The organism is Pseudomonas nicosulfuronedens (genome assembly GCF_005877905.1).
In the GTDB taxonomy this organism is placed as follows: domain Bacteria; phylum Pseudomonadota; class Gammaproteobacteria; order Pseudomonadales; family Pseudomonadaceae; genus Pseudomonas; species Pseudomonas nicosulfuronedens.
This window is the reverse complement of the sequence record NZ_SWDV01000025.1, coordinates 1-22,994: the sequence shown is the minus strand read 5'-3', so window position 1 is coordinate 22,994 and position 22,994 is coordinate 1. Positions and strand designations below refer to the sequence as shown.

At 62.9% G+C, this 22,994-nt stretch carries 26 protein-coding genes and 1 tRNA gene; 2 read left to right on the top strand and 25 right to left on the bottom strand.

The annotated features are described in order from the left end of the window. Nucleotides 1-6: 6 nt before the first annotated feature. The 12 genes from rlmN to trmJ all read right to left on the bottom strand — a co-directional run bounded on the left by rlmN (nt 7) and on the right by trmJ (nt 9,052). The gene (rlmN, locus tag FAS41_RS19030; protein ID WP_138524979.1) at nt 7-1,155 is read right to left on the bottom strand and encodes a dual-specificity RNA methyltransferase RlmN; all 1,149 of its coding nucleotides are present in this window, start codon (nt 1,153-1,155) and stop codon (nt 7-9) included. A gap of 27 nt (nt 1,156-1,182) precedes the next feature. Further along, a complete protein-coding gene (ndk, locus tag FAS41_RS19025; RefSeq protein WP_024762960.1) occupies nt 1,183-1,614 on the bottom strand; it encodes a nucleoside-diphosphate kinase in 432 nt (143 codons plus the stop codon). Between the two features lie 250 nt (nt 1,615-1,864). Then, a complete protein-coding gene (gene iscX / locus FAS41_RS19020) occupies nt 1,865-2,065 on the bottom strand; it encodes a Fe-S cluster assembly protein IscX (RefSeq protein ID WP_017522288.1) in 201 nt (66 codons plus the stop codon). Between the two features lie 14 nt (nt 2,066-2,079). Beyond that, entirely contained in the window at nt 2,080-2,418 is a 339-nt protein-coding gene (gene fdx / locus FAS41_RS19015) for an ISC system 2Fe-2S type ferredoxin (protein WP_081515975.1), read from the bottom strand. A 6-nt stretch (nt 2,419-2,424) separates the two neighbouring features. Then, nucleotides 2,425-4,284, bottom strand: a complete 1,860-nt coding sequence (gene hscA, locus FAS41_RS19010) for a Fe-S protein assembly chaperone HscA (protein WP_138524977.1) — start codon at nt 4,282-4,284, stop codon at nt 2,425-2,427. Between the two features lie 44 nt (nt 4,285-4,328). Continuing rightward, nucleotides 4,329-4,850 carry a co-chaperone HscB gene (gene hscB, locus FAS41_RS19005; protein WP_138524976.1) on the bottom strand — a complete coding sequence of 174 codons (522 nt, stop codon included), beginning with the start codon at nt 4,848-4,850 and terminating at the stop codon, nt 4,329-4,331. Nucleotides 4,851-4,858: 8 nt separating this feature from the next. Further along, nucleotides 4,859-5,182 (bottom strand): iron-sulfur cluster assembly protein IscA, encoded by a 324-nt coding sequence (gene iscA, locus FAS41_RS19000; protein ID WP_017522292.1) that lies wholly within the window; start codon nt 5,180-5,182, stop codon nt 4,859-4,861. Nucleotides 5,183-5,208: 26 nt separating this feature from the next. Next, entirely contained in the window at nt 5,209-5,595 is a 387-nt protein-coding gene (iscU, locus tag FAS41_RS18995) for a Fe-S cluster assembly scaffold IscU (RefSeq protein WP_015478505.1), read from the bottom strand. 27 nt (nt 5,596-5,622) lie between these two features. Next, nucleotides 5,623-6,837: an IscS subfamily cysteine desulfurase gene (locus FAS41_RS18990; protein WP_138524974.1), complete on the bottom strand. Its 1,215-nt coding sequence runs from the start codon at nt 6,835-6,837 to the stop codon at nt 5,623-5,625. Nucleotides 6,838-6,865: 28 nt separating this feature from the next. Continuing rightward, entirely contained in the window at nt 6,866-7,360 is a 495-nt protein-coding gene (iscR, locus tag FAS41_RS18985) for a Fe-S cluster assembly transcriptional regulator IscR (protein WP_088419609.1), read from the bottom strand. A 140-nt stretch (nt 7,361-7,500) separates the two neighbouring features. Further along, nucleotides 7,501-8,280, bottom strand: coding sequence for a serine O-acetyltransferase (gene cysE, locus FAS41_RS18980; protein ID WP_081515983.1), 780 nt, complete (start codon nt 8,278-8,280; stop codon nt 7,501-7,503). Next, nucleotides 8,273-9,052, bottom strand: coding sequence for a tRNA (cytosine(32)/uridine(32)-2'-O)-methyltransferase TrmJ (gene trmJ, locus FAS41_RS18975; protein ID WP_138524972.1), 780 nt, complete (start codon nt 9,050-9,052; stop codon nt 8,273-8,275). Before trmJ ends, cysE begins: the two co-directional genes overlap by 8 nt. 146 nt (nt 9,053-9,198) lie before the next feature. On the opposite strand from trmJ, the gene suhB reads away from it, so the two are divergent. After that, nucleotides 9,199-10,014, top strand: a complete 816-nt coding sequence (suhB, locus tag FAS41_RS18970) for a type III secretion system regulator SuhB (protein ID WP_138524970.1) — start codon at nt 9,199-9,201, stop codon at nt 10,012-10,014. Between the two features lie 211 nt (nt 10,015-10,225). On the opposite strand, the gene FAS41_RS18965 is transcribed toward suhB, so the two are convergent. The 6 genes from FAS41_RS18965 to queA form a co-directional block, all read right to left on the bottom strand. Next, nucleotides 10,226-10,762, bottom strand: a complete 537-nt coding sequence (locus FAS41_RS18965) for a glycine zipper 2TM domain-containing protein (protein ID WP_138524969.1) — start codon at nt 10,760-10,762, stop codon at nt 10,226-10,228. Between the two features lie 159 nt (nt 10,763-10,921). Beyond that, a complete protein-coding gene (secF, locus tag FAS41_RS18960; RefSeq protein ID WP_138524967.1) occupies nt 10,922-11,839 on the bottom strand; it encodes a protein translocase subunit SecF in 918 nt (305 codons plus the stop codon). A gap of 10 nt (nt 11,840-11,849) precedes the next feature. Then, nucleotides 11,850-13,712: a protein translocase subunit SecD gene (secD, locus tag FAS41_RS18955; protein ID WP_138524965.1), complete on the bottom strand. Its 1,863-nt coding sequence runs from the start codon at nt 13,710-13,712 to the stop codon at nt 11,850-11,852. Nucleotides 13,713-13,776: 64 nt separating this feature from the next. After that, nucleotides 13,777-14,118: a preprotein translocase subunit YajC gene (gene yajC, locus FAS41_RS18950; RefSeq protein WP_017522301.1), complete on the bottom strand. Its 342-nt coding sequence runs from the start codon at nt 14,116-14,118 to the stop codon at nt 13,777-13,779. Nucleotides 14,119-14,156: 38 nt separating this feature from the next. Beyond that, nucleotides 14,157-15,275 carry a tRNA guanosine(34) transglycosylase Tgt gene (gene tgt, locus FAS41_RS18945; RefSeq protein WP_138525109.1) on the bottom strand — a complete coding sequence of 373 codons (1,119 nt, stop codon included), beginning with the start codon at nt 15,273-15,275 and terminating at the stop codon, nt 14,157-14,159. A 12-nt stretch (nt 15,276-15,287) separates the two neighbouring features. Beyond that, the gene (gene queA / locus FAS41_RS18940) at nt 15,288-16,331 is read right to left on the bottom strand and encodes a tRNA preQ1(34) S-adenosylmethionine ribosyltransferase-isomerase QueA (protein ID WP_138524963.1); all 1,044 of its coding nucleotides are present in this window, start codon (nt 16,329-16,331) and stop codon (nt 15,288-15,290) included. 106 nt (nt 16,332-16,437) lie between these two features. On the opposite strand from queA, the gene FAS41_RS18935 reads away from it, so the two are divergent. Beyond that, a tRNA-Leu gene (locus tag FAS41_RS18935) sits at nt 16,438-16,523 on the top strand. A gap of 119 nt (nt 16,524-16,642) precedes the next feature. On the opposite strand, the gene FAS41_RS18930 is transcribed toward FAS41_RS18935, so the two are convergent. The 7 genes from FAS41_RS18930 to FAS41_RS18905 are packed head-to-tail and all read right to left on the bottom strand — an operon-like array spanning nt 16,643 to nt 22,769. Beyond that, nucleotides 16,643-17,143, bottom strand: a complete 501-nt coding sequence (locus FAS41_RS18930) for a GspH/FimT family pseudopilin (RefSeq protein WP_138524961.1) — start codon at nt 17,141-17,143, stop codon at nt 16,643-16,645. Nucleotides 17,144-17,155: 12 nt separating this feature from the next. Then, nucleotides 17,156-18,058 (bottom strand): pilus assembly protein, encoded by a 903-nt coding sequence (locus FAS41_RS31190; protein WP_246084899.1) that lies wholly within the window; start codon nt 18,056-18,058, stop codon nt 17,156-17,158. Beyond that, nucleotides 18,055-20,208, bottom strand: a complete 2,154-nt coding sequence (locus tag FAS41_RS18925; RefSeq protein ID WP_246084898.1) for a pilus assembly protein — start codon at nt 20,206-20,208, stop codon at nt 18,055-18,057. Before FAS41_RS18925 ends, FAS41_RS31190 begins: the two co-directional genes overlap by 4 nt. Before the next feature lie 2 nt (nt 20,209-20,210). Then, nucleotides 20,211-20,699 carry a hypothetical protein gene (locus FAS41_RS18920; RefSeq protein ID WP_138524959.1) on the bottom strand — a complete coding sequence of 163 codons (489 nt, stop codon included), beginning with the start codon at nt 20,697-20,699 and terminating at the stop codon, nt 20,211-20,213. Next, nucleotides 20,696-21,826, bottom strand: a complete 1,131-nt coding sequence (locus FAS41_RS18915) for a PilW family protein (protein ID WP_138524957.1) — start codon at nt 21,824-21,826, stop codon at nt 20,696-20,698. Before FAS41_RS18915 ends, FAS41_RS18920 begins: the two co-directional genes overlap by 4 nt. Beyond that, nucleotides 21,823-22,374 (bottom strand): type IV pilus modification protein PilV, encoded by a 552-nt coding sequence (gene pilV, locus FAS41_RS18910; RefSeq protein ID WP_171049515.1) that lies wholly within the window; start codon nt 22,372-22,374, stop codon nt 21,823-21,825. Before pilV ends, FAS41_RS18915 begins: the two co-directional genes overlap by 4 nt. Nucleotides 22,375-22,379: 5 nt before the next feature. After that, nucleotides 22,380-22,769 (bottom strand): type IV pilin protein, encoded by a 390-nt coding sequence (locus FAS41_RS18905; RefSeq protein WP_138524955.1) that lies wholly within the window; start codon nt 22,767-22,769, stop codon nt 22,380-22,382. Between the last annotated feature and the right edge of the window lie 225 nt (nt 22,770-22,994).

Here is a 22,994-nt window from a genome sequence, read left to right as displayed (position 1 = left end):
CCTAGTTCAGTTTCGGTTGGTAGCTGGCGCGGCCTGGTCGGCATCGGCGGCCAGCTGACGTACGGCAATATAACGTTCGCTGCGGCGGGTGCGGTCCATCACCTGGCCTACCAGCTGACCACAGGCGGCATCGATATCGTCGCCACGGGTGGTACGAACGGTCACGTTGAAGCCGCTCTTGTGCAGCATGTCCTGGAAACGGCGAATGGCATTGTTGCTCGGACGCTCGTAACCGGAATGCGGGAACGGATTAAACGGAATCAGGTTGATCTTGCAAGGGAAATCCTTGAGCAGTGCGATCAGCTGCTCAGCATGCTCGGGCTGGTCGTTGACGCCGGCCAGCAGGGTGTACTCGATCGTCAGCACGCGTTCCTTGCCCAGGCGCGTGATGTAGCGGTAGCAGGAATCGAGCAGCATCTCGAGCGGGTACTTCTTGTTGATCGGTACCAGCTTGTTGCGCAGTTCGTCGTTGGGCGCGTGCAGCGACAGGGCCAGGGACACATCGGTCACTTCGGCGAGCTTGTCGATCATCGGCACCACGCCGGAGGTGGACAGGGTCACCTTGCGCTTGGAAATGCCGTAGCCGAGGTCTTCCATCATGATGCTCATGGCGGTCACGACATTGTCGAAGTTCAGCAGCGGCTCGCCCATGCCCATCATCACCACGTTGGTGATGGCACGGTCGATCTTGCCCGGGATAGTCCCGAACGACTGGTTGGCGATCCACACCTGACCGATGATCTCGGCGGAGGTCAGGTCGCTGTTGAAGCCTTGCTTGCCGGTGGAGCAGAAGCTGCAATCCAGCGCGCAACCGGCCTGCGACGACACACACAGGGTGCCGCGGCCGCCTTGCGGGATGTACACGGTCTCGACGCAACTGCCCGAAGCCACGCGCACCACCCACTTGCGGGTACCGTCAGCGGAAATATCCTGGCTGACGATCTCCGGAGGACGAATTTCGGCAACGGCTTCGAGCTTCTCGCGCAAGGCCTTGCCGACGTTCGTCATGGCGCTGAATTCGACAGCGCCAAAGTGGTGAATCCATTGCATCACCTGGCCGGCGCGGAAGCGCTTTTCACCGATGGACTCGAAGAATTCCTCGAGCTGGGGCTTGGTCATACCCAGCAGGTTGGCCTTTACAGCGGTATCAGTCATGGATTCACCCTCGCTCATTCGCCGTTATCAGCGAATGCGCTCGCACACCTCGGTGCTGGAGAAGAAGTAAGCGATTTCGCGGGCAGCCGAAGCTTCCGAGTCGGAACCGTGTACGGCGTTCTCGTCGATGGAAACGGCGAAGTCGGCGCGGATGGTGCCAGCGTCGGCTTTCTTCGGATCGGTGGCGCCCATCAGCTCACGGTTGCGCAGGATGGCGTCTTCGCCTTCCAGAACCTGAACAACGACCGGGCCGGAGGTCATGAAGGAAACCAGGTCCTTGAAGAAGGGACGCTCTTTGTGCTCGGCATAGAAACCGCCAGCTTCGCGCTCGGACAGCTGAACCATCTTGGAAGCGACAACGCGCAGGCCGGCTTTCTCGAAGCGGGTCAGGATTTCGCCGATGACGTTCTTGGAAACGGCGTCGGGCTTGATGATGGAGAAGGTACGTTGCAGGGCCATGGAAATAACTCCGAAAAGCTAGGTTGGTAATGCCAAGAAGCCCCTGGCGTGGCCAGGAGCTCCTGCGATTCTAGGGTTTGCCGCGCGCCGCGCCCGATGGGCGGAAGCCGCGAAACCGGCCCGACTGCGACAGGGCCGGCGACTGGAAAATTCCCGCGGGGAATTTTTCGACAGCTCACCTAAAGATAAAACCCGCGAATTATACGCGGGTTCATGACAAATGGGTACGCGGCTCTGGTGAGCCGCGCCCTCAGTCGGCTTCTTCGATCCAGGCGGCCTGGATGGCCTCCAGGACCTTTTCCCCGCCGCGGGAAGGATCGTCGCTGAACTCCGGCAATGCCAGCACCCAACGGTGCAGATCGACGAAATTCACGTAGCGCGGATCGACGTCCGGCTTGGATTCGGCCAGCTGGATGGCGATTTCGAGCACATCAACCCATTTCAGACTCATGCGAACGCTCCGCCTCAGTGACCTTCGGACACCTGGTTGATGGTGTATTTCGGAATTTCCACCACCAGATCGGTCTCGCCGACCACCGCCTGGCAGGACAGGCGCGAATCCGGCTCCAGACCCCAGGCCTTGTCCAGCATGTCGTCTTCCAGCTCGTCGGAGGCCTCCATGGAATTGAAGCCTTCACGCACGACCACGTGGCAGGTGGTGCAAGCACAGGACATCTCGCAGGCGTGCTCGATCTCGATGCCGTTGCGCAGCGCCGCCTTCATGATGGTTTCGCCCGGCTGGGCTTCGATCACGGCACCTTCGGGGCAGTGTTCGGCGTGGGGCAGAAAGACAATCTGCGGCATCTTCGCTTATTCCTCGATTTCGTTGAGCCGGCGACCGGCCAGTGCGGCTTTGACGGTGGCGTCCATACGGCGCGCGGCAAAGGCGTCGGTCAGCTGGGACAGACGCTTGATCTGTAGTTCGATGGCACCGGCATCACTGCCGGTAGCCAGCTCGCGCAGCGAGTCCATGCCGGCATCGATGACCAGGCGCTCATCGGCTTCCAGCAGGCGCTCGCCGTCGGCATCCAGCGCGGACTGCACGGCCTCCAGCAGACGCTGGGCCTCAACCTGCTGCTCGCGCAACGTGCGTGCGGCCATGTCATCGCCAGCGTACTGGAAGGAATCCTGCAGCATGCGGGCGATTTCGCCGTCGGTCAGGCCGTAGGACGGCTTGACCTGGATGCTCGCCTCGACACCGGAGGACAGCTCGCGGGCGGAAACGCCCAGCAGGCCATCGGCATCGACCTGGAAGCTGACGCGGATCTTCGCCGCGCCCGCCACCATCGGCGGAATGCCGCGCAGCTCGAAGCGCGCCAGGGACCGGCAGTCCTTGACCAGCTCACGCTCGCCCTGCAGCACGTGAATCATCATGGCCGTCTGGCCATCCTTGTAGGTGGTGAATTCCTGGGCACGCGCCACCGGGATAGTGGTATTGCGCGGAATCACCTTCTCCATCAGCCCACCCATGGTTTCCAGGCCGAGCGACAGGGGAATCACATCCAGCAGCAGCAGCTCTTCACCGCGTTTGTTGCCCGCCAGGGCATCGGCCTGGATAGCGGCACCGATGGCGACCACCTGATCCGGATCGATATCGGTCAGCGGCTCGCGACCGAACAGCTCGCCCACCAGCTCGCGAACGCGAGGCACGCGAGTGGAGCCACCCACCATCACCACGGCGCTGACTTCTTCCAGTTCGATGCCGGAATCACGCACGGCACGACGGCAGGACTTGAGGCTGCGCTGGACCAGCGGGTCAATCAGCAAATCCATCTGGGCGCGAGTCAGCTCACCAGCCCAACCGTCGTAGGCTACGGCAACGCTGGCACTGTCGGTCAGGGCTTCCTTGGCAGCACAGGCAGTCTGCAGCAGACGGCGCTGGGCACCCGGATCGAGGTCAGCCGAGATACCAGCCTGCTCGATGATCCAGCCGGCGATGACATGGTCGAAGTCATCGCCACCCAGGGCAGTGTCGCCACCGGTGGCCAGGACCTCGAAGACACCACGGGTCAGGCGCAGGATGGAGATATCGAAAGTACCGCCGCCCAGGTCGTAGATGGCAACCAGGCCTTCGGCATTCTTGTCCAGGCCATAGGCCACAGCGGCAGCGGTCGGCTCGTTGAGCAGACGCAACACGTGCAGACCAGCCAGGCGCGCAGCGTCCTTGGTGGCCTGACGCTGGGCGTCATCGAAATAGGCAGGAACAGTGATCACCGCCCCCACCAGCTCGCCACCCAGGGTGGATTCGGCGCGCTGACGCAGGACGCGGAGGATTTCCGCCGAAACTTCCACGGGGCTCTTGGCGCCCTGGACAGTCTCGATGAAGGGCATGTGCGATTCGCCCTGGGTGAAGCGGTACGGCAATTGGCCGCCCAGCTGCTTCACGTCCTCGAGGCCGCGCCCCATGAAGCGCTTGACCGAGATGATGGAGTTCAACGGGTCTTGCGAGGCAGTGGCGCGCACGCTCTCACCCACCTCGATGCGATCGGCGAGGTAACGCACTGCCGAAGGCAGGATCACTTCGCCGCGGTCGTCCGGCAACGGCGCCGCGACGCCGCTGCGCACGGCAGCGACCAGGGAATTCGTGGTGCCCAGGTCAATCCCCACTGCCAGGCGACGCTGGTGTGGCTGGGGGCTTTGTCCGGGCTCGGCGATCTGCAGTAGGGCCATGCGGTTTCTAATCAGGCTATCGGGCGCGGCACGGGCCGCGCGGATTAATCGTCGAGTCGCTCTTCCAGCTGCCGCACTTCCTGCGCCAGCTTGTCGAGGAACTGCATGCGACGCACCAGGCGCTCAGCCAGGTCGCGGCGGGCGGCGTCATCCCAGCAATCGGCGAAATCCTCTTCCAGCCGTTGCTGGGCGGACTTCAGCTGACGCTTGAACTGCGCCACACCGTCAAGATCGGCGCTTTCCTGCAGGTCTTCCAGTTCCTCGCGCAGCTGCATCTGCTGCAGGAGGAACTCCGGATCCTGCACCGTGGCTTCCAGCGGCAGCGCATCGCCGCGCAGGGCCAGCAGGTACAGGGCACGACGCGGAACGCTCTTCAGCGTCTGGTAGGCATCGTTGAGTTCGGCGGCCTTGGCCTGCGCCAGTCGCTGCTCGCGCTCGGAAGCGTCGGCGAAACGGTCCGGATGGACGGTTCGCACCAACTCCCGGTAGCGATTGCCAAGGGCTTCCAGATCGATCCGGAAGCCCGGCTGCAGGTCGAACAGCGCGAAGTGACAGGGACTACCCACACCCAGCCTCAGACGTTGAAGCTTTCGCCGCAGCCACACTCACCGCGCACGTTCGGGTTGTTGAACTTGAAGCCCTCGTTGAGGCCTTCCTTGGTGAAGTCCAACTCGGTGCCGTCGAGGTAGACCAGGCTTTTCGGGTCGATGATGACCTTCACGCCGTGGCTCTCGAAGACCTGATCCTCGGCTGCCAGCTCGTCGACGAACTCCAGCACATAGGCCAGCCCGGAACACCCGGTGGTGCGCACGCCAAGACGAATGCCCTCGCCCTTGCCGCGCCCCTCGAGGGAGCGGCGAACGTGATTGGCGGCGGATTCGGTCATGCTGATGGCCATGGGAACTCCTTACTCAACGAATCGCTTCAGAGCAGACCTTTCTTCTGCTTGTAGTCGCGCACGGCCGCCTTGATGGCGTCCTCGGCGAGTACCGAGCAGTGGATCTTCACCGGCGGCAGGGCCAGTTCTTCGGCGATGGTGGTGTTCTTGATGGATTCGGCTTCGTCCAGGGTCTTGCCCTTCATCCACTCGGTGGCGAGGGAGCTGGAGGCGATGGCCGAACCGCAGCCGTAGGTCTTGAACTTGGCATCTTCGATAACGCCCTGCTCGTTGACCTTGATCTGCAGGCGCATCACGTCGCCGCAGGCCGGCGCGCCGACCATGCCGGTGCCGACGTCCGGATCTTCGGCATTGAGCTTGCCGACGTTGCGCGGGTTTTCGTAGTGGTCGATGACCTTGTCACTGTAAGCCATGGCTAATCCTCACTTCTATGGGGCGGGTCAGTGGGCCTGCCATTCGACCTTGGACAGGTCGACACCCTCTTTGAACATATCCCACAGCGGCGAGAGCTCACGCAGCTTGGAAACGGCTTCCACCACCTTCTTGGCGGCGTAATCGACCTCTTCTTCAGTGGTGAAGCGGCCGAAGCTGAAACGGATGGAGCTGTGCGCCAGTTCGTCATTGCGACCCAGGGCGCGGAGCACGTAGGACGGCTCCAGCGAGGCCGAGGTACAGGCGGAACCGGACGAAACGGCCAAGTCCTTGAGCGACATCATCAGCGACTCGCCTTCAACGTAGTTGAAGCTGACGTTGAGGATGTTCGGTGCGTAGGAAGTGGGGCTGCCATTGAGGTACAGCTCTTCCAGGTCCTGAACCTGATCGAAGAAGCGCTTGCGCAGGCCTTCGATGCGGGCCATTTCCTGGTGCATTTCTTCCTTGGCGATGCGGAAGGCTTCGCCCATGCCGACGATCTGGTGGGTCGCCAGGGTACCCGAACGCATGCCGCGCTCGTGTCCACCGCCGTGCATCTGGGCTTCCAGGCGCACGCGCGGCTTGCGGCGCACGTACAGCGCACCCATGCCTTTGGGGCCGTAGACCTTGTGGGCAGAGAAGGACATCAGGTCGACCTTGAGTTTTTCCAGGTCGATATCCACCTTGCCGGCCGACTGGGCGGCGTCGACGTGCAGCAGAATGCCGCGCGAGCGGGTCAGCTCGCCGATGGCGGCGATGTCGTTGATGCTGCCGACTTCGTTGTTCACGTGCATGACCGAGACCAGGATGGTGTCGTCACGCAGGGCGGACTCGACCATCGCCGGGGTGATGATGCCCTCGGGAGTCGGTTCCAGGTAGGTCACTTCGAAGCCTTCGCGCTCCAGCTGGCGGCAGGTATCCAGGACCGCCTTGTGCTCGATCTTCGAGGTGATGATGTGCTTGCCCTTGGTCGCGTAGAAGTGCGCGACCCCCTTGACGGCGAGGTTATCGGACTCGGTAGCACCGGAAGTCCAGACGATCTCGCGGGGGTCGGCATTGACCAGTTCGGCGACCTGGCGACGGGCGTTTTCAGCCGCTTCCTCGGCCTTCCAGCCGAAGAGGTGGGAACGCGAAGCCGGGTTGCCAAAATTGCCGTCAACCAGCAGGCAGTCGGCCATTTTCTGAGCGACACGCGGATCCACCGGGGTGGTGGCGGAGTAGTCGAGGTAAATCGGCAATCTCATCAGGTAACTCCTACAGGCGGGCGTTCGCTCAATCGATGGCGGACGCTTCAATCTTGTCGAGGCGCAGCGGCTTACTGCCCGAGCAACGACGCTCGTCCTGGCGCTGGGCGACCTCTTGAACTTCGCGGCGCTCGACCAGGTCGGCCAGGCTGATGCCGCTGAGGAACTCGTGAATCTGCTGACTGAGGTCACACCACAGATGGTGGGTCAGGCAGGTATCGCCGGAGTGACAGTCGCCCTGCCCCTGACAGCGGGTAGCGTCGACCGACTCATTGACCGCATCGATCACCTGGGCGACGTGGATGCCGGTCATGTCGCGGGACAGCTGGTAGCCGCCGCCCGGACCACGCACGCTGACCACCAGGTTGCCACGGCGCAACTTGGCGAACAGCTGTTCCAGGTAGGACAGGGAGATACCCTGGCGCTCGGAGATATCGGCGAGAGAAACCGGGCCACGCTGGGCGTGCAACGCCAGATCGAGCATGGCGGTGACGGCATAGCGGCCTTTGGTGGTCAATCGCATGGGGAAATCCGGAAGAATCGCTGGTATGGCGTGAGTATGCTCTTTTCCGACTATTTAAGTCAACTATAAGACCTATTACTTTAGTCGGAATTAGCCAGCGAACGGCGGCATATTGTAGCAGCAATGCAAGGGCCGGCGCATCACTGCGCCGACTTGCTGCTCTCTTCGTCCTTGACTCCGGCGAAATCCTCTTCCCGCAGAACCGGAAGATCTTTCGCACAGTAGTCACTGCCCAACGCTGTCAGGGCCTTGCACATGCCTTCCAGACGGCCGTCGACCGCCTGCAGGTGGTCGAGCAGCTGACCAATGGCGCGAGCCACCGGGTCAGGCATGTCCTGGCTGACACCGTAGGCATCGAAGCCGAGTTTTTCTGCCATGGCCTGGCGCTTGGCGGCCTGATCCGCGTCATCCTTGACGATGATGCGGCCCGGAATACCCACAACGGTGGCTCCCGGCGGCACCTCCTTGGTCACCACGGCATTGGAGCCGACCTTGGCACCGGCACCGACAGTGAACGGACCAAGCACCTTGGCGCCCGCCCCCACCACGACGCCGTCGGCCAGGGTCGGGTGACGCTTGCCCTTGTTCCAGCTGGTGCCCCCCAGGGTCACGCCCTGATAGATGGTCACGTCGTCGCCGATCTCGGCGGTTTCGCCAATGACGATGCCCAGGCCGTGATCAATGAAGAAGCGGCGACCGATCTTCGCGCCCGGATGGATCTCGATGCCGGTCATCCAGCGACCGAAGTTCGACACCATGCGCGCCAGCCATTTCCAGCCGGACGTCCACAGGCCGTGGGCCAGGCGGTGCAACCAGACAGCATGCAGCCCCGGGTAGCAGGTGAGCACCTCGAAGGCGTTGCGAGCCGCCGGATCACGATGGAATACGCTTTGAATATCTTCGCGTACACGCTCAAACATCTTCATCACTCCGCTTGGAAAGCTCCCCACGGGCAGCTTTCTGTGTCTCGGTGAGAATACCCCGCAGGATATTCATCTCCAGCTTGCTGACGCCGCTGCGGCCGTACAGGCGGCGCAGGCGCGACATCAGGTGGCGCGGTTTCTGCGGATCGAGGAACTGGATATCCACCAGGGTCGACTCCAGGTGCGCGTAGAAGCGCTCCAGTTCGTCCGACGTCACCGGAACGCTGTTGAGCATCGCGGTGGACTCGACCTTTTCCTGCTTGGTCGGCTGCCCCTGGACGGCCAGCCAGGCCATGCGCACCTCATAGACCAGCACCTGCACCGCCGTCGCCAGGTTCAGCGAGCTGAACTCGGGATTAGCCGGGATGTGCACATGGAACTGACATCGCTGCAGCTCCTCATTGGTCAGGCCGGCGTACTCGCGACCAAACACCAAAGCGACCTCGCCACCCTGCTGGATGTGCTCCAGGCTGGTGGTGGCGCACTCGCGGGGATCTAACAGCGGCCAGGGGATGCGGCGATCGCGGGCGCTGGTGCCGAGCACCAGGCTGCAGCCCGCCAGGGCATCTTCAAGGGTGGGAACGACCACGGCCGCGTCGAGAATGTCATCAGCACCGGAAGCGCGCGCACGCGCCTCACCGCTGGGGAAATCCATCGGATCGACCAGCACCAGGCGCGACAGCCCCATGTTCTTCATCGCACGGGCCGTACCGCCGATATTGCCGGGATGGCTGGTGTTGACCAGCACCACGCGAATTTTGTCGAGCAACGCGCGACTCCACACAAAAGCGAAAAAGGGAGGGAATCCTACCGCAGCAGTGGGTCTTGCGCCACGCAGGCGACAGGTCGCTCTATGAACGCTGGCGCTTTCTGCTAGAATGTCCGGCTTTCTTTAACGACCCAGGTGACCTCTCCATGCAGCCTATGCTGAATATCGCCCTGCGCGCCGCTCGCAGCGCCGGTGAACTGATCTTCCGCTCCATCGAACGCCTGGACACCCTGTCGGTCAACGAGAAAGAAGCCAACGACTACGTCACCGAAGTCGATCGCGCGGCCGAGCTCTCCATCGTCACCGCCCTGCGCAAGGCCTACCCGAACCACGGGATCATGGGCGAAGAAGGCGGCATGCTCGAAGGCAGCGGCGAAGGCGCCGATTACCTGTGGATCATCGATCCGCTGGACGGCACCACCAACTTCATCCACGGCGTTCCGCACTACGCCGTCAGCATCGCCTGCAAGTACCGCGGTCGCCTCGAGCACGCCGTGGTCCTCGACCCGGTCCGCCAGGAAGAATTCACCGCCAGCCGTGGCCGTGGCGCCGCGCTGAACGGCCGTCGCCTGCGCGTCAGCAACCGCAAGAGCCTGGAAGGCGCCCTGCTCGGCACCGGCTTCCCTTTCCGCGACAGCCAGATGGATAACCTGGACGCCTACCTGGGCATGTTCCGCAGCCTGGTCGGCCAGACCGCCGGCATCCGCCGCGCCGGCGCCGCCAGCCTGGACCTGGCCTACGTCGCCGCCGGCCGTTACGACGCATTCTGGGAATTCGGCCTGTCCGAGTGGGACATGGCCGCTGGCGCCCTGCTGATCCAGGAAGCGGGGGGCCTGGTGAGCGATTTCACCGGCGGTCACGAGTTCCTCGAGAAGGGCCAGATCGTTGCCGGCAACACCAAGTGCTTCAAGGCGCTGCTGACCAGCATCCAGCCTCACCTGCCACCGTCGCTCAAGCGCTGAGCCTGAGCCTCGACGAAAAAAGCCCGGCAATGCCGGGCTTTTTTGTGCCTGCGGGAATGCCATGCCCGCCCGCAGGGACAGCCGCCTCGCGAAGCTGTTCATCCTGCTACCAGAGGGTTGAGGCGGTTCGCGAGCAAGCTCGCCCCTACAAAAAACAGAAAAGAAAAAGGCGCCCGATGGGCGCCTTTTTCCGTTCACTCCTGGCGACTGCTTATTGCTGACCCAGGATCAAACGGCCGCTCTTGTCGACCGGTATCTGCGAGCCCGGATCGCGGTCCATGCGGACCTGACCGGCCTTGCCGTCAAGCAGGTACTTCACGTCATAGCCGACAACCTTCTCGCTGGTGTCATTGACGGTACTGCAACGGGTTTCGGTGGTGGTGTAGGTGTCACGCTCCTGCATGCCTTCCTGCACCTTGTTGCCCGCATAACCGCCGCCGATGGCGCCCGCCACGGTGGCGATCTTCTTGCCGTTACCGCCGCCGATCTGATTACCCAGCAGGCCGCCAGCGATGGCGCCGATCGCCGTACCGGCGATCTGATGCTGGTCCTTGACCGGACGCTGGTGGGTCACCGCCACGTCCTTGCAGACCTGACGCGGATTCTTGATGGTTTCCTTGACCGGCTGAACGGCGAGCACCTCGGCGTATTCGGGCGCGCGGTCCACCAAGCTGTAGGTAGCCACGGCGCCACCGGCAGTCACGCCTACAGCGCCCAGCACGGTACCGATTAGCAACGACTTGTTCATAGGGTTCTCCTGGTCTTTCTTCTCATTCGGGCCTTGCCCTTTACCCTGCCTTGGAGCCGTCCATTTGTAAGAAAGTTCCGGCCTATACGTGACACAGTGCCTACAAACAAAAACTCCCGCCGAAGCGGGAGTTTTCAGTGGAAGGCCGGAAGCGCTCTATTACGGGCGCTCGTCGACTTCCTTGCTCGGCGGAGGAATCAGGTCCTCGCTGGACAGGTTCAGCCAGATCAATACCACGTTGGCGATGTAGATCGACGAGTAGGTACCCGCCATGACACCGACGAACAGGGCGATGGAGAAGCCGAACAGGTTGTCGCCACCAAAGAACAGCAGAGCAGCGATGGCCAGCAGGGTCGACACCGAGGTGGCGATGGTCCGCAGCAAGGTCTGGCTGGTCGAGATGTTGATGTTCTCGATCAGGCTGGCCTTGCGCAGTACGCGGAAGTTCTCGCGTACCCGGTCGAAGATCACGATGGTGTCGTTCAGCGAGTAGCCCACCACCGCCAGCACCGCGGCGAGCACAGTCAGGTCGAAGGTGATCTGGAAGAACGACAGCACGCCCATCACGATGATGGCGTCGTGGATCAGCGAGAGGATCGCACCCAGGGCGAACTTCCACTGGAAGCGAAAGCCCACGTACAACAGGATGCCGCCCAGCGCCAGGAGCATGCCGAGGCCACCCTGGTCGCGCAGCTCTTCACCCACCTGCGGGCCGACATACTCGACGCCATTCACCTTCGCCGGATTGGAAGCATCGGCCTGCTGCAGCGCAGTGGCGACCTTCTTGCCCAGTTCAGGGTCTTCGCTGGGCATACGCACCAGCACGTCCTTGGTATCACCGAAGCTCTGTACCACAGCTTCGCTGTAACCGGCGGCAACCAGCTGTTCACGCACCTTGGAGAGGTCGGCAGGCTGCTCGTAGCTCAGCTTGATCGACGTACCGCCGGTGAAGTCCAGGCCGAAGTTGATGCCTTTGAATACCCAGCTGCCAAGGGCGATCAGGGTCAGGAGCAGGGTCGCGGCGAACGCAATGTTGCGCACGCCCATGAAGTTGATAGTACCGATCTTGATATTCATCTCTGGCCCCTTAGATCCACAGCTTCTTAACGTCGCGGCCGCCGTAGATCAGGTTCACCATTGCGCGGGTGACCAGAATGGCAGTGAACATCGAGGTGAGAATACCCAGGGACATGGTCACGGCGAAGCCCTTCACCGGGCCGGTGCCCATGGCGTAGAGGATGCCGCCGACCAGCAGCGAGGTCAGGTTGGCGTCGATGATCGCGGTGAAGGCACGGTTGAAGCCCTCGTGGATCGCCCGCTGCGTCGACATGCCCGCCGCCAGTTCCTCGCGTATCCGCGAGAAGATCAGCACGTTGGCGTCCACCGCCATACCCATGGTCAGTACGATACCCGCGATACCCGGCAGGGTCAGGGTCGCACCGAGGATCGACATCAGCGCCACCAGCATGACCATGTTGAAGCCCAGGGCCACGGTGGCGATCACGCCGAAGAAGCGGTAGATGACGATGATGAACAGGGAAACGAAGACCATGCCCCACAGGGAAGCGTCGATACCCTTGGCGATGTTGTCCGCACCCAGGCTCGGGCCGATGGTGCGTTCTTCGGCGAAGTACATCGGCGCGGCCAGGCCGCCAGCGCGCAGCAGCAGGGCCAGTTCCGAGGACTCGCCCGGGGCGTCCAGGCCGGTGATGCGGAACTGGTTGCCCAGCGGCGACTGGATGGTCGCCAGGCTGATGATCTGCTTCTCTTCCTTGAACGCCGGAACGGCAACATCCTGCTCGACGCCGTCGACGACCTGCTTGGTATAGCGGGTGATCGGCTTCTGCTCGATGAACACCACGGCCATGCTGCGGCCAACGTTGTTGCGGGTGGCACGGTTCATCAGCTCGCCGCCGTGGCCATCCAGACGGATGTTCACCTGCGGACGACCGTTCTCATCGAAGCTGGCGCTGGCGTCGGTGACCTGGTCACCGGTGATGATCACGCCGCGCTCCAGGCTTGCCGGCGGGCGACGCGGCTCGCGGAACTCGAAGGTCTCGGTGGAGGACTTGATCGCATCCGGCTCGGCGGCCAGACGGAACTCCAGGTTGGCGGTCTTGCCGAGGATACGCTTGGCTTCGGCGGTATCCTGCACGCCCGGCAGCTCGACGACGATGCGGTTGGCGCCCTGGCGCTGCACCAGCGGCTCGGACACGCCCAGCTCGTTCACGCGGTTGCGGACGGTGGTCAGGTTCTGCTTGATGGAGTATTCGCGGATCTCAGCCAGCTTGGTGGCGGTCATGGCCAGGCGCAAGACCTGCAGGCCATTACGCTCGCTCTGGGTAGCTTCGAAATCGCGGAAATCCTTGGCGATGATCGACTTGGCCTTGTCCAGGTCCGCGTCTTCGGTGAAGCCGAGCTGGATGCCACCATCCTGCACGGGCAGGCTGCGGTAGCGCACGCGCTCTTTACGCAGGGCGCTCTTGACCTCGTTCTCGTAGACCTTCAGGCGGGCGTCGACCGCCTTGTCCATGTCCACTTCCAGCAGGAAGTGCACACCACCGGACAGGTCGAGACCCAGTTTCATCGGGTGGGCGGCGATATTGCGCAGCCAGTTCGGAGTGGTCTGGGCCAGGTTCAGGGCAACTACGTAGTCGTCACCCAGCGCGCGGCGGACGATGTCCTTGGCCGGCAGCTGGTCTTCCTGCTTGGCGAGGCGGATCAGGCCGCTGTTCTTGTCCAGCGAGCCGGCCTTGACAGCGATACCTGCGTCGGCGAGAGCCTTGCTGGCCTTGTCGACGTCGGCCTGGGTGACCTGCAGCGCGGTGCTCGCGCCACTGATCTGGACGGCCGGATCGTCAGGATAGAGGTTGGGTGCGGAATAGATGAAACCAACGGCCAGGACCGCCAGGATCAGCAGATACTTCCACAGGGGATACTTGTTGAGCATGACACCGCCCGTTATGACGCGGGGCGCATCTTGCGCCCCGTCGGTTGGGTTTCTAAGTGGAGGATCAGATCGCCTTCAGGGTGCCTTTCGGCAGGGTCGCGGCGATCGCGGCCTTCTGGAACTTCAGCTCGACGTTGTCGGAAACCTCGACGACGACGAAGTCCTCGGCGACCTTGGTCACCTTGCCGGCGATACCGGCGGAAGTGACGACTTCATCGCCCTTCTGCAGGCCGGACAGCAGGTTCTTGTGCTCCTTGGAGCGCTTGGCCTGGGGACGCCAGATCATCAGGTAGAAGATGACCAGGAAACCGACCAGGAAAATCCACTCGAAGCCAGTGCCGGCCGGGCCTGCAGCAGCGGCGGGAGCTGCGGCGTCAGCGTAGGCAGCGGGAATCAGAAAACTCATTGGAAACTCCTGTCTCAAAGCTTTTTCGATGAATAAGGTCAGTCCGCCAGCGGCGGCACGGGAAGGCCGCGCTTGGCGTAGAAGGCGTCGACAAAGTTCGCCAATGTACCCTGTTGGATTGCCTCGCGCAAACCAGCCATAAGCCGCTGATAATGCCGCAAGTTGTGGATGGTATTGAGCATGCTGCCGAGCATTTCGCCGCACTTGTCCAGGTGGTAGAGGTAGGCGCGGGAGAAGTGCTTGCAGGTGTAGCAATCGCAGGTCGGGTCCAGCGGAGACTCATCGTGCTTGTGCACCGCGTTGCGAATCTTGATCACCCCGGTGTCAACGAAAAGGTGGCCATTGCGCGCATTGCGGGTGGGCATGACGCAGTCGAACATGTCGACGCCCCGGCGCACACCTTCCACGAGGTCTTCGGGTTTGCCCACACCCATCAGGTAACGAGGTTTGTCAGCCGGCATGTGCTGGGGCAGGAAGTCCAGCACGCGGATCATCTCTTCCTTGGGCTCGCCCACCGACAGGCCGCCGATGGCCAGACCGTCGAAGCCGATTTCCTGCAGGCCCTCGAGCGAACGCATGCGCAGCTCTTCGTGCATGCCACCCTGAACGATGCCGAACAGCGCCGAGGGGCTGTCGCCGTGGGCGGTTTTCGAGCGCTTGGCCCAGCGCAGCGACAACTCCATGGAGCGCTTGGCAACGTCGAACTCCGCCGGATACGGGGTGCATTCGTCGAAGATCATCACGATGTCCGAGCCCAGCGCGCGCTGCACGGCCATGGACTCTTCCGGGCCCATGAAGACCTTGGCGCCGTCTACCGGAGAGGCGAAGTACACACCCTCTTCCTTGATCTTGCGCAGCGCGCCCAGGCTGAAGACCTGGAAGCCACCGGAGTCGGTGAGGATAGGCCCCTTCCACTGCATGAAGTCATGCAGGTCGCCGTGCTTCTGGATCACCTCGGTGCCCGGACGCAGCCACAGGTGGAAGGTGTTGCCGAGGATGATCTGCGCGCCGATGCCTTCGATGTCGTGCGGGAGCATGCCCTTCACGGTGCCGTAGGTACCCACCGGCATGAACGCCGGGGTTTCCACCACGCCGCGAGGGAAGGTCAGGCGGCCGCGACGGGCCTTGCCCTCGGTGGCCAGCAGTTCGAATTTCATGAAGCTCATGGATCAGTCCTCGGGGCCGCGCGGTGCCGGGTTGCGGGTGATGAACATGGCATCGCCGTAGCTGAAGAAGCGATAGCCCTGCTCCACCGCTGCCGCGTAGGCGGCCATGGTCTCGGGGTAGCCGGCGAAGGCGGAGACCAGCATCAGCAGGGTGGATTCGGGCAGGTGGAAGTTGGTGACCAGGGCGTCGACCACGTGGAACGGCCGCCCGGGGAAGATGAAGATATCGGTGTCGCCACTGAACGGTTTGAGCACGCCATCGCGGGCGGCGCTTTCCAGCGAACGCACGCTGGTCGTGCCGACGGCGACCACGCGGCCACCGCGCGCCTTGCAGGCGGCCACGGCGTCGACCACGTCCTGGCTGACTTCCAGCCACTCGTTGTGCATGTGGTGATCTTCGATGCGCTCCACACGAACCGGCTGGAAGGTGCCGGCGCCGACGTGCAGGGTCACGAACGCGGTGTCCACGCCCTTGGCGCGAATCGACTCCAGCAGCGTCTCGTCGAAGTGCAGGCCGGCGGTCGGTGCGGCAACGGCACCGGCACGCTCCGCATAGACAGTCTGATAGCGCTCACGGTCGGCGTCTTCATCCGGACGGTCTATATAAGGCGGCAGCGGCATGTGGCCGACGCGCTCCAGCAACGGCAGCACGTCCTCGCTGAAGCCCAGCTCGAACAGGGCGTCGTGGCGCTGCAGCATCTCGGCCTCGCCGCCGCCGTCGATGAGGATCTTCGATCCCGGCTTGGGCGACTTGCTTGAGCGCACGTGGGCCAGCACGCGATGGCTGTCCAGCACGCGCTCCACGAGGATTTCCAGCTTGCCACCGGAGGCCTTCTGGCCGAACAGACGGGCAGGAATGACCCGGGTGTTGTTGAACACCATCAGGTCACCCGGCTTGAGGAAGCCGAGGATGTCAGCGAATTGCCGATGGCTGAGCTCGCCGCTGGGTCCGTCCAGCACCAGCAGACGGCTGGAGCTACGTTGCGGAAGCGGATGGCGGGCGATCAGCGCCTCGGGCAGGTCGAAATGAAAGTCAGCGACACGCATGGGAAGAGCATTCTCGAAGGGGCGCGTATCTTACTGGAAATGCCAAATTCTGACCATTCGAGCCGATTGACCGGCGCAGAGCGCCTCCCTATACTGCGCGCCCATTGCCTCGGTGGCGGAATGGTAGACGCGGCGGATTCAAAATCCGTTTCTGGCGACAGAGTGAGAGTTCGAGTCTCTCCCGGGGCACCACCACATCGTTTCAGGACTTCCCAGGAAGTCCCGAAACCCACGAAGAACCGGCCCTCTGGCCGGTTTTTTGTTGCCTGCGATTTGCCCTTCAGGGTGTAGACAGGGATACCTTCATCCCCTCAGGAACAGCTACCTGTGGCGGTCTTGCTGACGTAGGCGCGCCCGGTGGCACTGACATTCACCACCCGTTCCTGGGCGCCAGCCGTGGGCGCGGAGCGGCAGACGGTGACGCTTGCCTGGGTATTGCCCACACCGCTGGGCTGGAAGTCGATCTTGGCGACACTGGAAGTGACCTTGAACCCCGTCGGGGCGGCGGGATGTTTCTGGATCACGGTGGAGCCGGAAATGACGATCCAGCCCTGCTCCCAGCCGCCCGAACCGCAACTGGCTCCATCGCTGGAGACGCACAGGCTGGTCACCGCATTGCGTTTGATCGCTTCGCTGCGCCCCATCGCCACACCCGCCACCAGATCGTTGGCGCTGGCCTTGAGCTTGCTGGCCAGGGTGGCTTCGCTCAGCGACGGCACGGCGATGCCCACCAGGATTGCCAGCACCGCCAGGCTGACCATCAGCTCCAGCAGGGTGAAACCGCTGGTTGCACGCCGGGAAACTGCGTTCATGGCGCGGTCCTCCTATCGTTCGATGTCCCAGAACACCCAGGATTTCGGCCGGGTCCCGGAAGACGGCGGCACCGCTTCGCAGCCCTGCAGCGACGAATCGGTGGCGCAAGTGCCGCCGCCGATGATGAAGGGTTTCTGCGTGCCGTCATCGAGCACCACGACCCCGGCCACCGGCGAGGGCGGCAATCCGCCGCCGGCAATCACCTGGAAGCGATCGCCGGGCGCAGAGGCATTCAGGTAGTTGATGTTGTAGTTGCGCGCGGTGCCGAGACCGACACAGCTGGTCGTGCTGGCGACCTGCGGTGTGTGGGTGCTGAAGATGATGGTGTCGAACAGCAGCAGGGCTGACGTCACCACCTGTTCGGTCGATGCCAGGCCCAGGTACCAGCCCTTCGGGTGGGCGGCAAGGTCTGCATCGCTCGGGTTGGCCGTGCTGGTGATGGCGAGCAGCGACGCATTGCAGATCACGTTGGCGCCGCAGGTGGCGTTCTCGGAAGTCAGCCAGGTCGAGTCGGTCGGGTTGTCACGCAGGGTGTAGAAGCGATTCGCCACGCTCGCGGCCGAGGTATAGCTGAGCAACGGTTTCTCGCGATCTCCGGAGCCGAGCAGGATGACGTACTGCCCGTTGCTGACCGCAACCTCGGGACCATAGAGGAACTTGCGGTTCGCCGTGCAACTGGAGGCCGAGTTGCAGCCCAGCGCGGCGATCTTGGTGATGGTCCAGTTCGCCGGCACAGTCGTTCCGATGGGCGAAACGGCGTCTGCCCCGGAAATCCGGTAGACGTTGCCCCCCAGGTCGGCGGCATAGCCGTAGACAGCCTGGCCGCTGCTGTTGGCCACCATGGTCACGTCGCCAACGACGCCGCGGTCTGTGGTGAAGGTCCTCAGCGCGGCCCCCGTGTCGGCGTCGATCATATAGATCCGATTACCTTTGGACGATGAGGTACAGGTGTTCGGGTCACCGTCCTCGCAGGCGTCATACCCACCCCCATCGCGAGTATGGTCGAGACGCCACTGCCATAGCCGGCTGCCTTGAAGGTCGTCGGCGTGGCCCAGGTCTGCCCGATGTCGCTGTAGCCCGTGGAGCAGCCGGTATCGTTGGCCAGGTTAGGGCAGCCGATCTTCCATTTCAGGCTGGGACTGGCCAGCGTGGTGACATCGAAGGCATACAAGGCGCGGCCGCCACGGCGCATGGCCGCGTAGATCCAGGTGCTGGTGCCCTGCAGGACCGTGGTGACCGAGCCATCCATTCCGTAGGCTTTGGGCTGCGGAGTCGGCGTACCCGTGGTATGGCCGGGGAAGGCGATGGTCACGCTGTTGTCGCGCAGCCGCTTGATGTTGGGGTAGAACTCAGGCGGCATGAACGACCATATCTCGTTGCCAGCCGGCACCGAGCCAATGGCTGCGGTACGGTTGCCGTTCACCGCCCGCAACAGGCCATCGTTGCCCCCGTAGTAGACGACTACCTGCGGCGAGGCCGCTGTCCCGTAGTTGATCGCCGCCGGGCGCGAGTGCACCACGTCACCATGCACCGAAGCGCGCACTTCCGTCAGGTTGGCGTTGGTGTTTTCGTCCTGGTTGTCGTCACCCCGCGCCCAGTTGATCAGCGTGTCGCGCTCGGTGGTGTTTGCCGTCCCCAGCAGCCCGATAGCGGTGCCGTTGGCAGTGTTGAAGTTGGTCAGGGTGGTGCAACCGCTGGCGGCGCAGGTCTTCACAGTCCGCGTGCCACCCTGGCGCAGGCGATAGGCCTGCGCGCCCTTCTCGACGATGTTGCCATCCGGGTAGTTGGATGCATCGGCGCCGGTGACCGTGAGGCACCCGCCTTGCGGCTTGAACGCCCAGTAGTTGTCGGTCGTGCTGGGCGTCCAGAAGCTGCGCGCGCATTCGGTGATGAAGCCGGTACTGCTGTTGATGGCGCTCCTGTCGTCGGCATCCACCGTTTTCAGCGCCCCGCCCACCATGCCCAGCTTGTACTGCTTGAGGTTGCCGGGCCAGCGTGGGAAGGAGTCGGTATCCGGCCGGAACATCCCGACGAACACCTGATTCAGGTAGGTGCTCTGCGTGTTGACGCTGACCGGCAAGGTCACCGAGGCGAATACGCTGTTGGTGGCCTGGATCTCGGAGAAGATGGCGTTCAGCGCGTCGGCGATCTGGGTGCCACTGGCGGTCACGTCGAAGTACTTGCCGCTGCTGACGTTGGCCATGCTCTTGAGCAAAGCGGTCCAGCCCGGTCCCTGGCCCGTGGTGACCTTGTTGATATCCACGGTATAGGTGGTGATGGCGAGACTGCTCTTCTTCATGAAGCGCGCCCACTCGTCGGCCACGTTGTCCTGCGAGCCACTGGGGGAAATCGGGATCGCCGTGGTATTGCCTCCCGCGGCGGTCAGCGCACCGGTGGCCTGGTTGACGTCGTTGGTGTTGTCCTGCGCTGCACCGTTACTGATGTAGATGATGAAATTCTTCGCGCAGCCGGCGACGATGGGGGTGACGTAGGGCGTGCCATCCTTCGACGGCAGCGCGTTTCCCGCGAGGGCGTAGACGCCGTTGGAGGATGCTGTGCCCGAAGCGTTGCCCGCGTAGTCGGTCTTCACTTTCTTGTTGCCCGAATAGGGCGCACTGGCCGAGTAGTAAAGCCAGGCCTCCTCCATCGCCTTGCTGATCTTGCCGCCATTGGACTTGTCGCCTCCCACGTCGAGGCTGTTCACCAGCGCCTGGTACTTGGTCTTGTTCGTCGCATCGAACAGGCGGATGGCAGCCCGGACATAAGCCCCGTCGTTGCCCTTATCGCCGCCGCCCGTCTCGGTGAACATCATCAGGCCGACACGGAACTTGTTCGCGGTCAGGCCATTGATCACCGACACCAGCGCCGACTTTTCATTGTCGAACGCTGTGTTCCAGTTGGCGGTGTTGTCGAGAATGATCAGTACGTTCGGCGCATCCGTCGAATTCGGCGGCGTGCCAACGAACAGGTCGATGTCTTCGGCCAAGGCCGCGAACGAACCGAGGCACAGCACGCACGAAGCCAGCGCACGCCGGAGGATCATGAAACTGCCCTGAGTCTTCATCGTCATGCTCCGCACACGGTCTGCTTCTGCGTATCGGTGAGTTGCACGCGCACGCCCGACCGTACCTTCACAGCCGTCCCGGTCACGGCATCGGTCACGGTCGCGTTGAGCTCCCAGACGGTGTTCCAGTCCTGGCTGCACATGCTCTGGGTCTGCTTGCCGCAGAGAGAAGACCCGGCGCCCTGCTTGGCGCTCAGGCAAATCGGCGCCGTCATCGACACCTGATAGTCGGTGGTGCCGTCATTGTTGATGTCGACGTTGAGCTGCTCCGCCGTCGGTGAGGTGGTGAACGCCGACCCCAACACCCGCTCGATACCGATATTGGCGGAGGCGATCGCCTCGTTGCGGAACTGCATGTTGCCCACAGCCTTCAAATTGGTGCCGCTGAGGGTGTAGGAGCTGCCCACCATCAGCATCAGCATCAGCAACATCACCAGGGTGACCACCAGGGTTGCGCCCTGCTGGCTTCTCATACTGCGGTGCGTTTTCATGGCGTCTGCCTCCGCCGGGATACGTTCACCAGCGTGGCGCTGGAGGTGAACAGGTGCCGTTTGTAGCCATCGGTGTAGGGGCCGAGAGTGGCCGAGCCGAGGGCATAGGTCTTGTCGGAGCTGTAACCCGGCGTTGGTGTGCGGCTGCGCGCCACGACGTAGAGACGCGCCTCCACGACGTTGACCAGCTGGGCTGCGGTGCAGGAAGCCGGGCCGCAGTGAACGAAGCTGCCGTCCGGAGAGCCGTCGCCTCGGTTGGTGGGCGAGGTCTTGGTGCTGTTGTCCGCCCAGGACACACCCTGCGCATAGTTCACCGCTGCGCCGGAATCGCTGATGGTGTCGAGCCCCAGTTCGACCCGGAAAGATTCGACACCCTCGATCAGCGGCACGGCTGCCTGCAGACCATTGGTCGGCGTCGCGCCACCGGATGAGTCGAACTGAGCGCGCATCAAGGTGGGAATCCCGTCCCCAGCGCTCACGGCATAGGTGCGCACGTAATAGACGTTGCTGACGAATTTGCGGCGCTCGCCCAGGGTCGTGCAGTCGCGTTTGCGCAAGGTGAAGCCGGATGTCGCGAGTACAAAGGGATTAGGGGTTGTGGGGCCCGCATCGGTGTCGCAGAAGGACGCCTGGAAATACACCTTGCCAGCGGTCAGCGCTTCGCAGGTACCGACGCCGGGCACACAGTTCTCTGCGTGGCGAATCACCACCACATCGGAATTCGCCGCCAGGTCCGAAACGATCCCCGAGCAGCCCGCGGGTACCGCCGAATAGGTCTGCACGACGATGCCCACAGCATTGAGCTTGTCCGCCTCAGTCCAGGTGGAGAAGTCCGAACAGACCGGCGCCAGGGCAGTCGGCACGTCCCCGGGAATGCCAGTCACCGTGAGGTCGTCGAACTGCGGGACGTAGCCATTCCAGAAACCGGCATGGGCGAAGTCCTCCTGCATCAACCCGACCGCGAACCGGCCGTTCTCGATCAGGGCATTGGTCTTGGCCATGTCGTCATTGGTACGGCTCAGGTTCAGGTAGAGCGACAGGACCCCCGCCATGATGATCAAGCCGATGGTGACGGCGACCATCAGCTCCACCAGCGTGAACCCCTGCTGGTTGCTGGCGCGACTCATAGGGTGGCCACCCGCACGACCGTGGTCACCACGCGGCGGCACAGATCGTTGCTGCAGCCGGAGCTGCCGTCGTAGCTTCCCGTGCCGCACGCCACGCTGGAGGGCGGCGCCGAAACCGGGCTCATCCCCTGCCAGGCGACGGTGATCATGTACTGATTGCTGCCCAGCGACTGGATGCAGCCGCGCCCGCCCAGCATGGCGCCAGCCTTGACGTTGCCACCGCCGACCTCCGCTGCGCCCTGCAGGCTGTTGCACCAGTCAGCGATATCCGCCTGCTGACGGGTGCCGGTGGTGGTCGAGCAGGTCATACCCGAGCCAACCGGCGAAGAAGCGCCGGTGACATAACCGGATGCGTTGTTGGGATTGGCCGTCATCCGACTGGAAATGTCGTTGAGCAGCAGCAGCGCCTGCGCGCGCTGGTAGGACTCCATGTCTGACAGCTGCATGCGCATCTGCAACTTGGCCAGGCCCAGCAGTCCGAGGGAAATGATCAGAATGCTGATCAACAACTCGATCAGGGTCACACCGCTCTGGCGAGAGGTCATCATGGCGATCACCACTTGGCCGACGGCGTCCTGCTGCCGTCGCTGCTGAGGGTCAGGTTGCCGTCGCTGGCCTGTGCGCCGCTCGGGGTGAAGGTGATGGTGAAGGTCGGCGGAGTGCCACTGACCACCGTGACGTCGTAGCCGTAGTTGCTCGATACCTCGCTGGGCAAGGCGTAGCCACCGCTCTCCAGCTGGCTTTTGCTGGCATAGACCCGGTTGGCGAGCAGGTACTGCTGCTGGCGATTGGCAATGTCCATCATCTGCGCCTGGGCTGCGGACCGTTTTCCGCGGATGACGTACTGCTGATAGCTGGGATAAGCAATAGCCGCGAGGATCGCAACTATCGCCGCCACCACCATCAACTCGATCAGGGTAAAACCGCGGGAACTGACAGGCATTGTCGAGACTCTCTTTTCCGGGGTCTTTAAAAAGACTCTATTAGTTAAATGGCGAATCGCCACCCCACCCACTCGATAATTCAATACCGGTCGTCGACAACGACTCGCCATATACAAAAATAGTTAGCGATAAAGTTGCCAGATTTTTCGCGCCAATTTGTTATCAACCCAGACAACAAGCCACTACAGACGCCACGAGCCGGCACCTGAAGAGCCACAGGACAC

What these genes read in the sequence shown, in the direction of transcription:
- tgt (WP_138525109.1), bottom strand. Translation starts at nt 15,275, where the DNA reads ATGAAATTCGAACTGCTGGCCACCGAGGGCAAGGCCCGTCGCGGCCGC.
- FAS41_RS18920 (WP_138524959.1), bottom strand. Translation starts at nt 20,699, where the DNA reads ATGAAAACGCACCGCAGTATGAGAAGCCAGCAGGGCGCAACCCTGGTG.
- iscR (WP_088419609.1), bottom strand. Translation starts at nt 7,360, where the DNA reads ATGCGATTGACCACCAAAGGCCGCTATGCCGTCACCGCCATGCTCGAT.
- hscA (WP_138524977.1), bottom strand. Translation starts at nt 4,284, where the DNA reads ATGGCCCTACTGCAGATCGCCGAGCCCGGACAAAGCCCCCAGCCACAC.
- FAS41_RS18990 (WP_138524974.1), bottom strand. Translation starts at nt 6,837, where the DNA reads ATGAGATTGCCGATTTACCTCGACTACTCCGCCACCACCCCGGTGGAT.
- FAS41_RS31190 (WP_246084899.1), bottom strand. Translation starts at nt 18,058, where the DNA reads ATGATCGACGCCGACACGGGGGCCGCGCTGAGGACCTTCACCACAGAC.
- iscX (WP_017522288.1), bottom strand. Translation starts at nt 2,065, where the DNA reads ATGAGTCTGAAATGGGTTGATGTGCTCGAAATCGCCATCCAGCTGGCC.
- pilV (WP_171049515.1), bottom strand. Translation starts at nt 22,374, where the DNA reads ATGATGACCTCTCGCCAGAGCGGTGTGACCCTGATCGAGTTGTTGATC.
- fdx (WP_081515975.1), bottom strand. Translation starts at nt 2,418, where the DNA reads ATGCCGCAGATTGTCTTTCTGCCCCACGCCGAACACTGCCCCGAAGGT.
- FAS41_RS18965 (WP_138524969.1), bottom strand. Translation starts at nt 10,762, where the DNA reads ATGAACAAGTCGTTGCTAATCGGTACCGTGCTGGGCGCTGTAGGCGTG.
- rlmN (WP_138524979.1), bottom strand. Translation starts at nt 1,155, where the DNA reads ATGACTGATACCGCTGTAAAGGCCAACCTGCTGGGTATGACCAAGCCC.
- suhB (WP_138524970.1), top strand. Translation starts at nt 9,199, where the DNA reads ATGCAGCCTATGCTGAATATCGCCCTGCGCGCCGCTCGCAGCGCCGGT.
- secD (WP_138524965.1), bottom strand. Translation starts at nt 13,712, where the DNA reads ATGCTCAACAAGTATCCCCTGTGGAAGTATCTGCTGATCCTGGCGGTC.
- queA (WP_138524963.1), bottom strand. Translation starts at nt 16,331, where the DNA reads ATGCGTGTCGCTGACTTTCATTTCGACCTGCCCGAGGCGCTGATCGCC.
- FAS41_RS18925 (WP_246084898.1), bottom strand. Translation starts at nt 20,208, where the DNA reads ATGAAGACTCAGGGCAGTTTCATGATCCTCCGGCGTGCGCTGGCTTCG.
- cysE (WP_081515983.1), bottom strand. Translation starts at nt 8,280, where the DNA reads ATGTTTGAGCGTGTACGCGAAGATATTCAAAGCGTATTCCATCGTGAT.
- yajC (WP_017522301.1), bottom strand. Translation starts at nt 14,118, where the DNA reads ATGAGTTTTCTGATTCCCGCTGCCTACGCTGACGCCGCAGCTCCCGCC.
- FAS41_RS18930 (WP_138524961.1), bottom strand. Translation starts at nt 17,143, where the DNA reads ATGAACGCAGTTTCCCGGCGTGCAACCAGCGGTTTCACCCTGCTGGAG.
- iscA (WP_017522292.1), bottom strand. Translation starts at nt 5,182, where the DNA reads ATGGCCATCAGCATGACCGAATCCGCCGCCAATCACGTTCGCCGCTCC.
- FAS41_RS18905 (WP_138524955.1), bottom strand. Translation starts at nt 22,769, where the DNA reads ATGCCTGTCAGTTCCCGCGGTTTTACCCTGATCGAGTTGATGGTGGTG.
- ndk (WP_024762960.1), bottom strand. Translation starts at nt 1,614, where the DNA reads ATGGCCCTGCAACGTACCTTCTCCATCATCAAGCCCGACGCCGTTTCC.
- iscU (WP_015478505.1), bottom strand. Translation starts at nt 5,595, where the DNA reads ATGGCTTACAGTGACAAGGTCATCGACCACTACGAAAACCCGCGCAAC.
- secF (WP_138524967.1), bottom strand. Translation starts at nt 11,839, where the DNA reads ATGAATATCAAGATCGGTACTATCAACTTCATGGGCGTGCGCAACATT.
- FAS41_RS18915 (WP_138524957.1), bottom strand. Translation starts at nt 21,826, where the DNA reads ATGAGTCGCGCCAGCAACCAGCAGGGGTTCACGCTGGTGGAGCTGATG.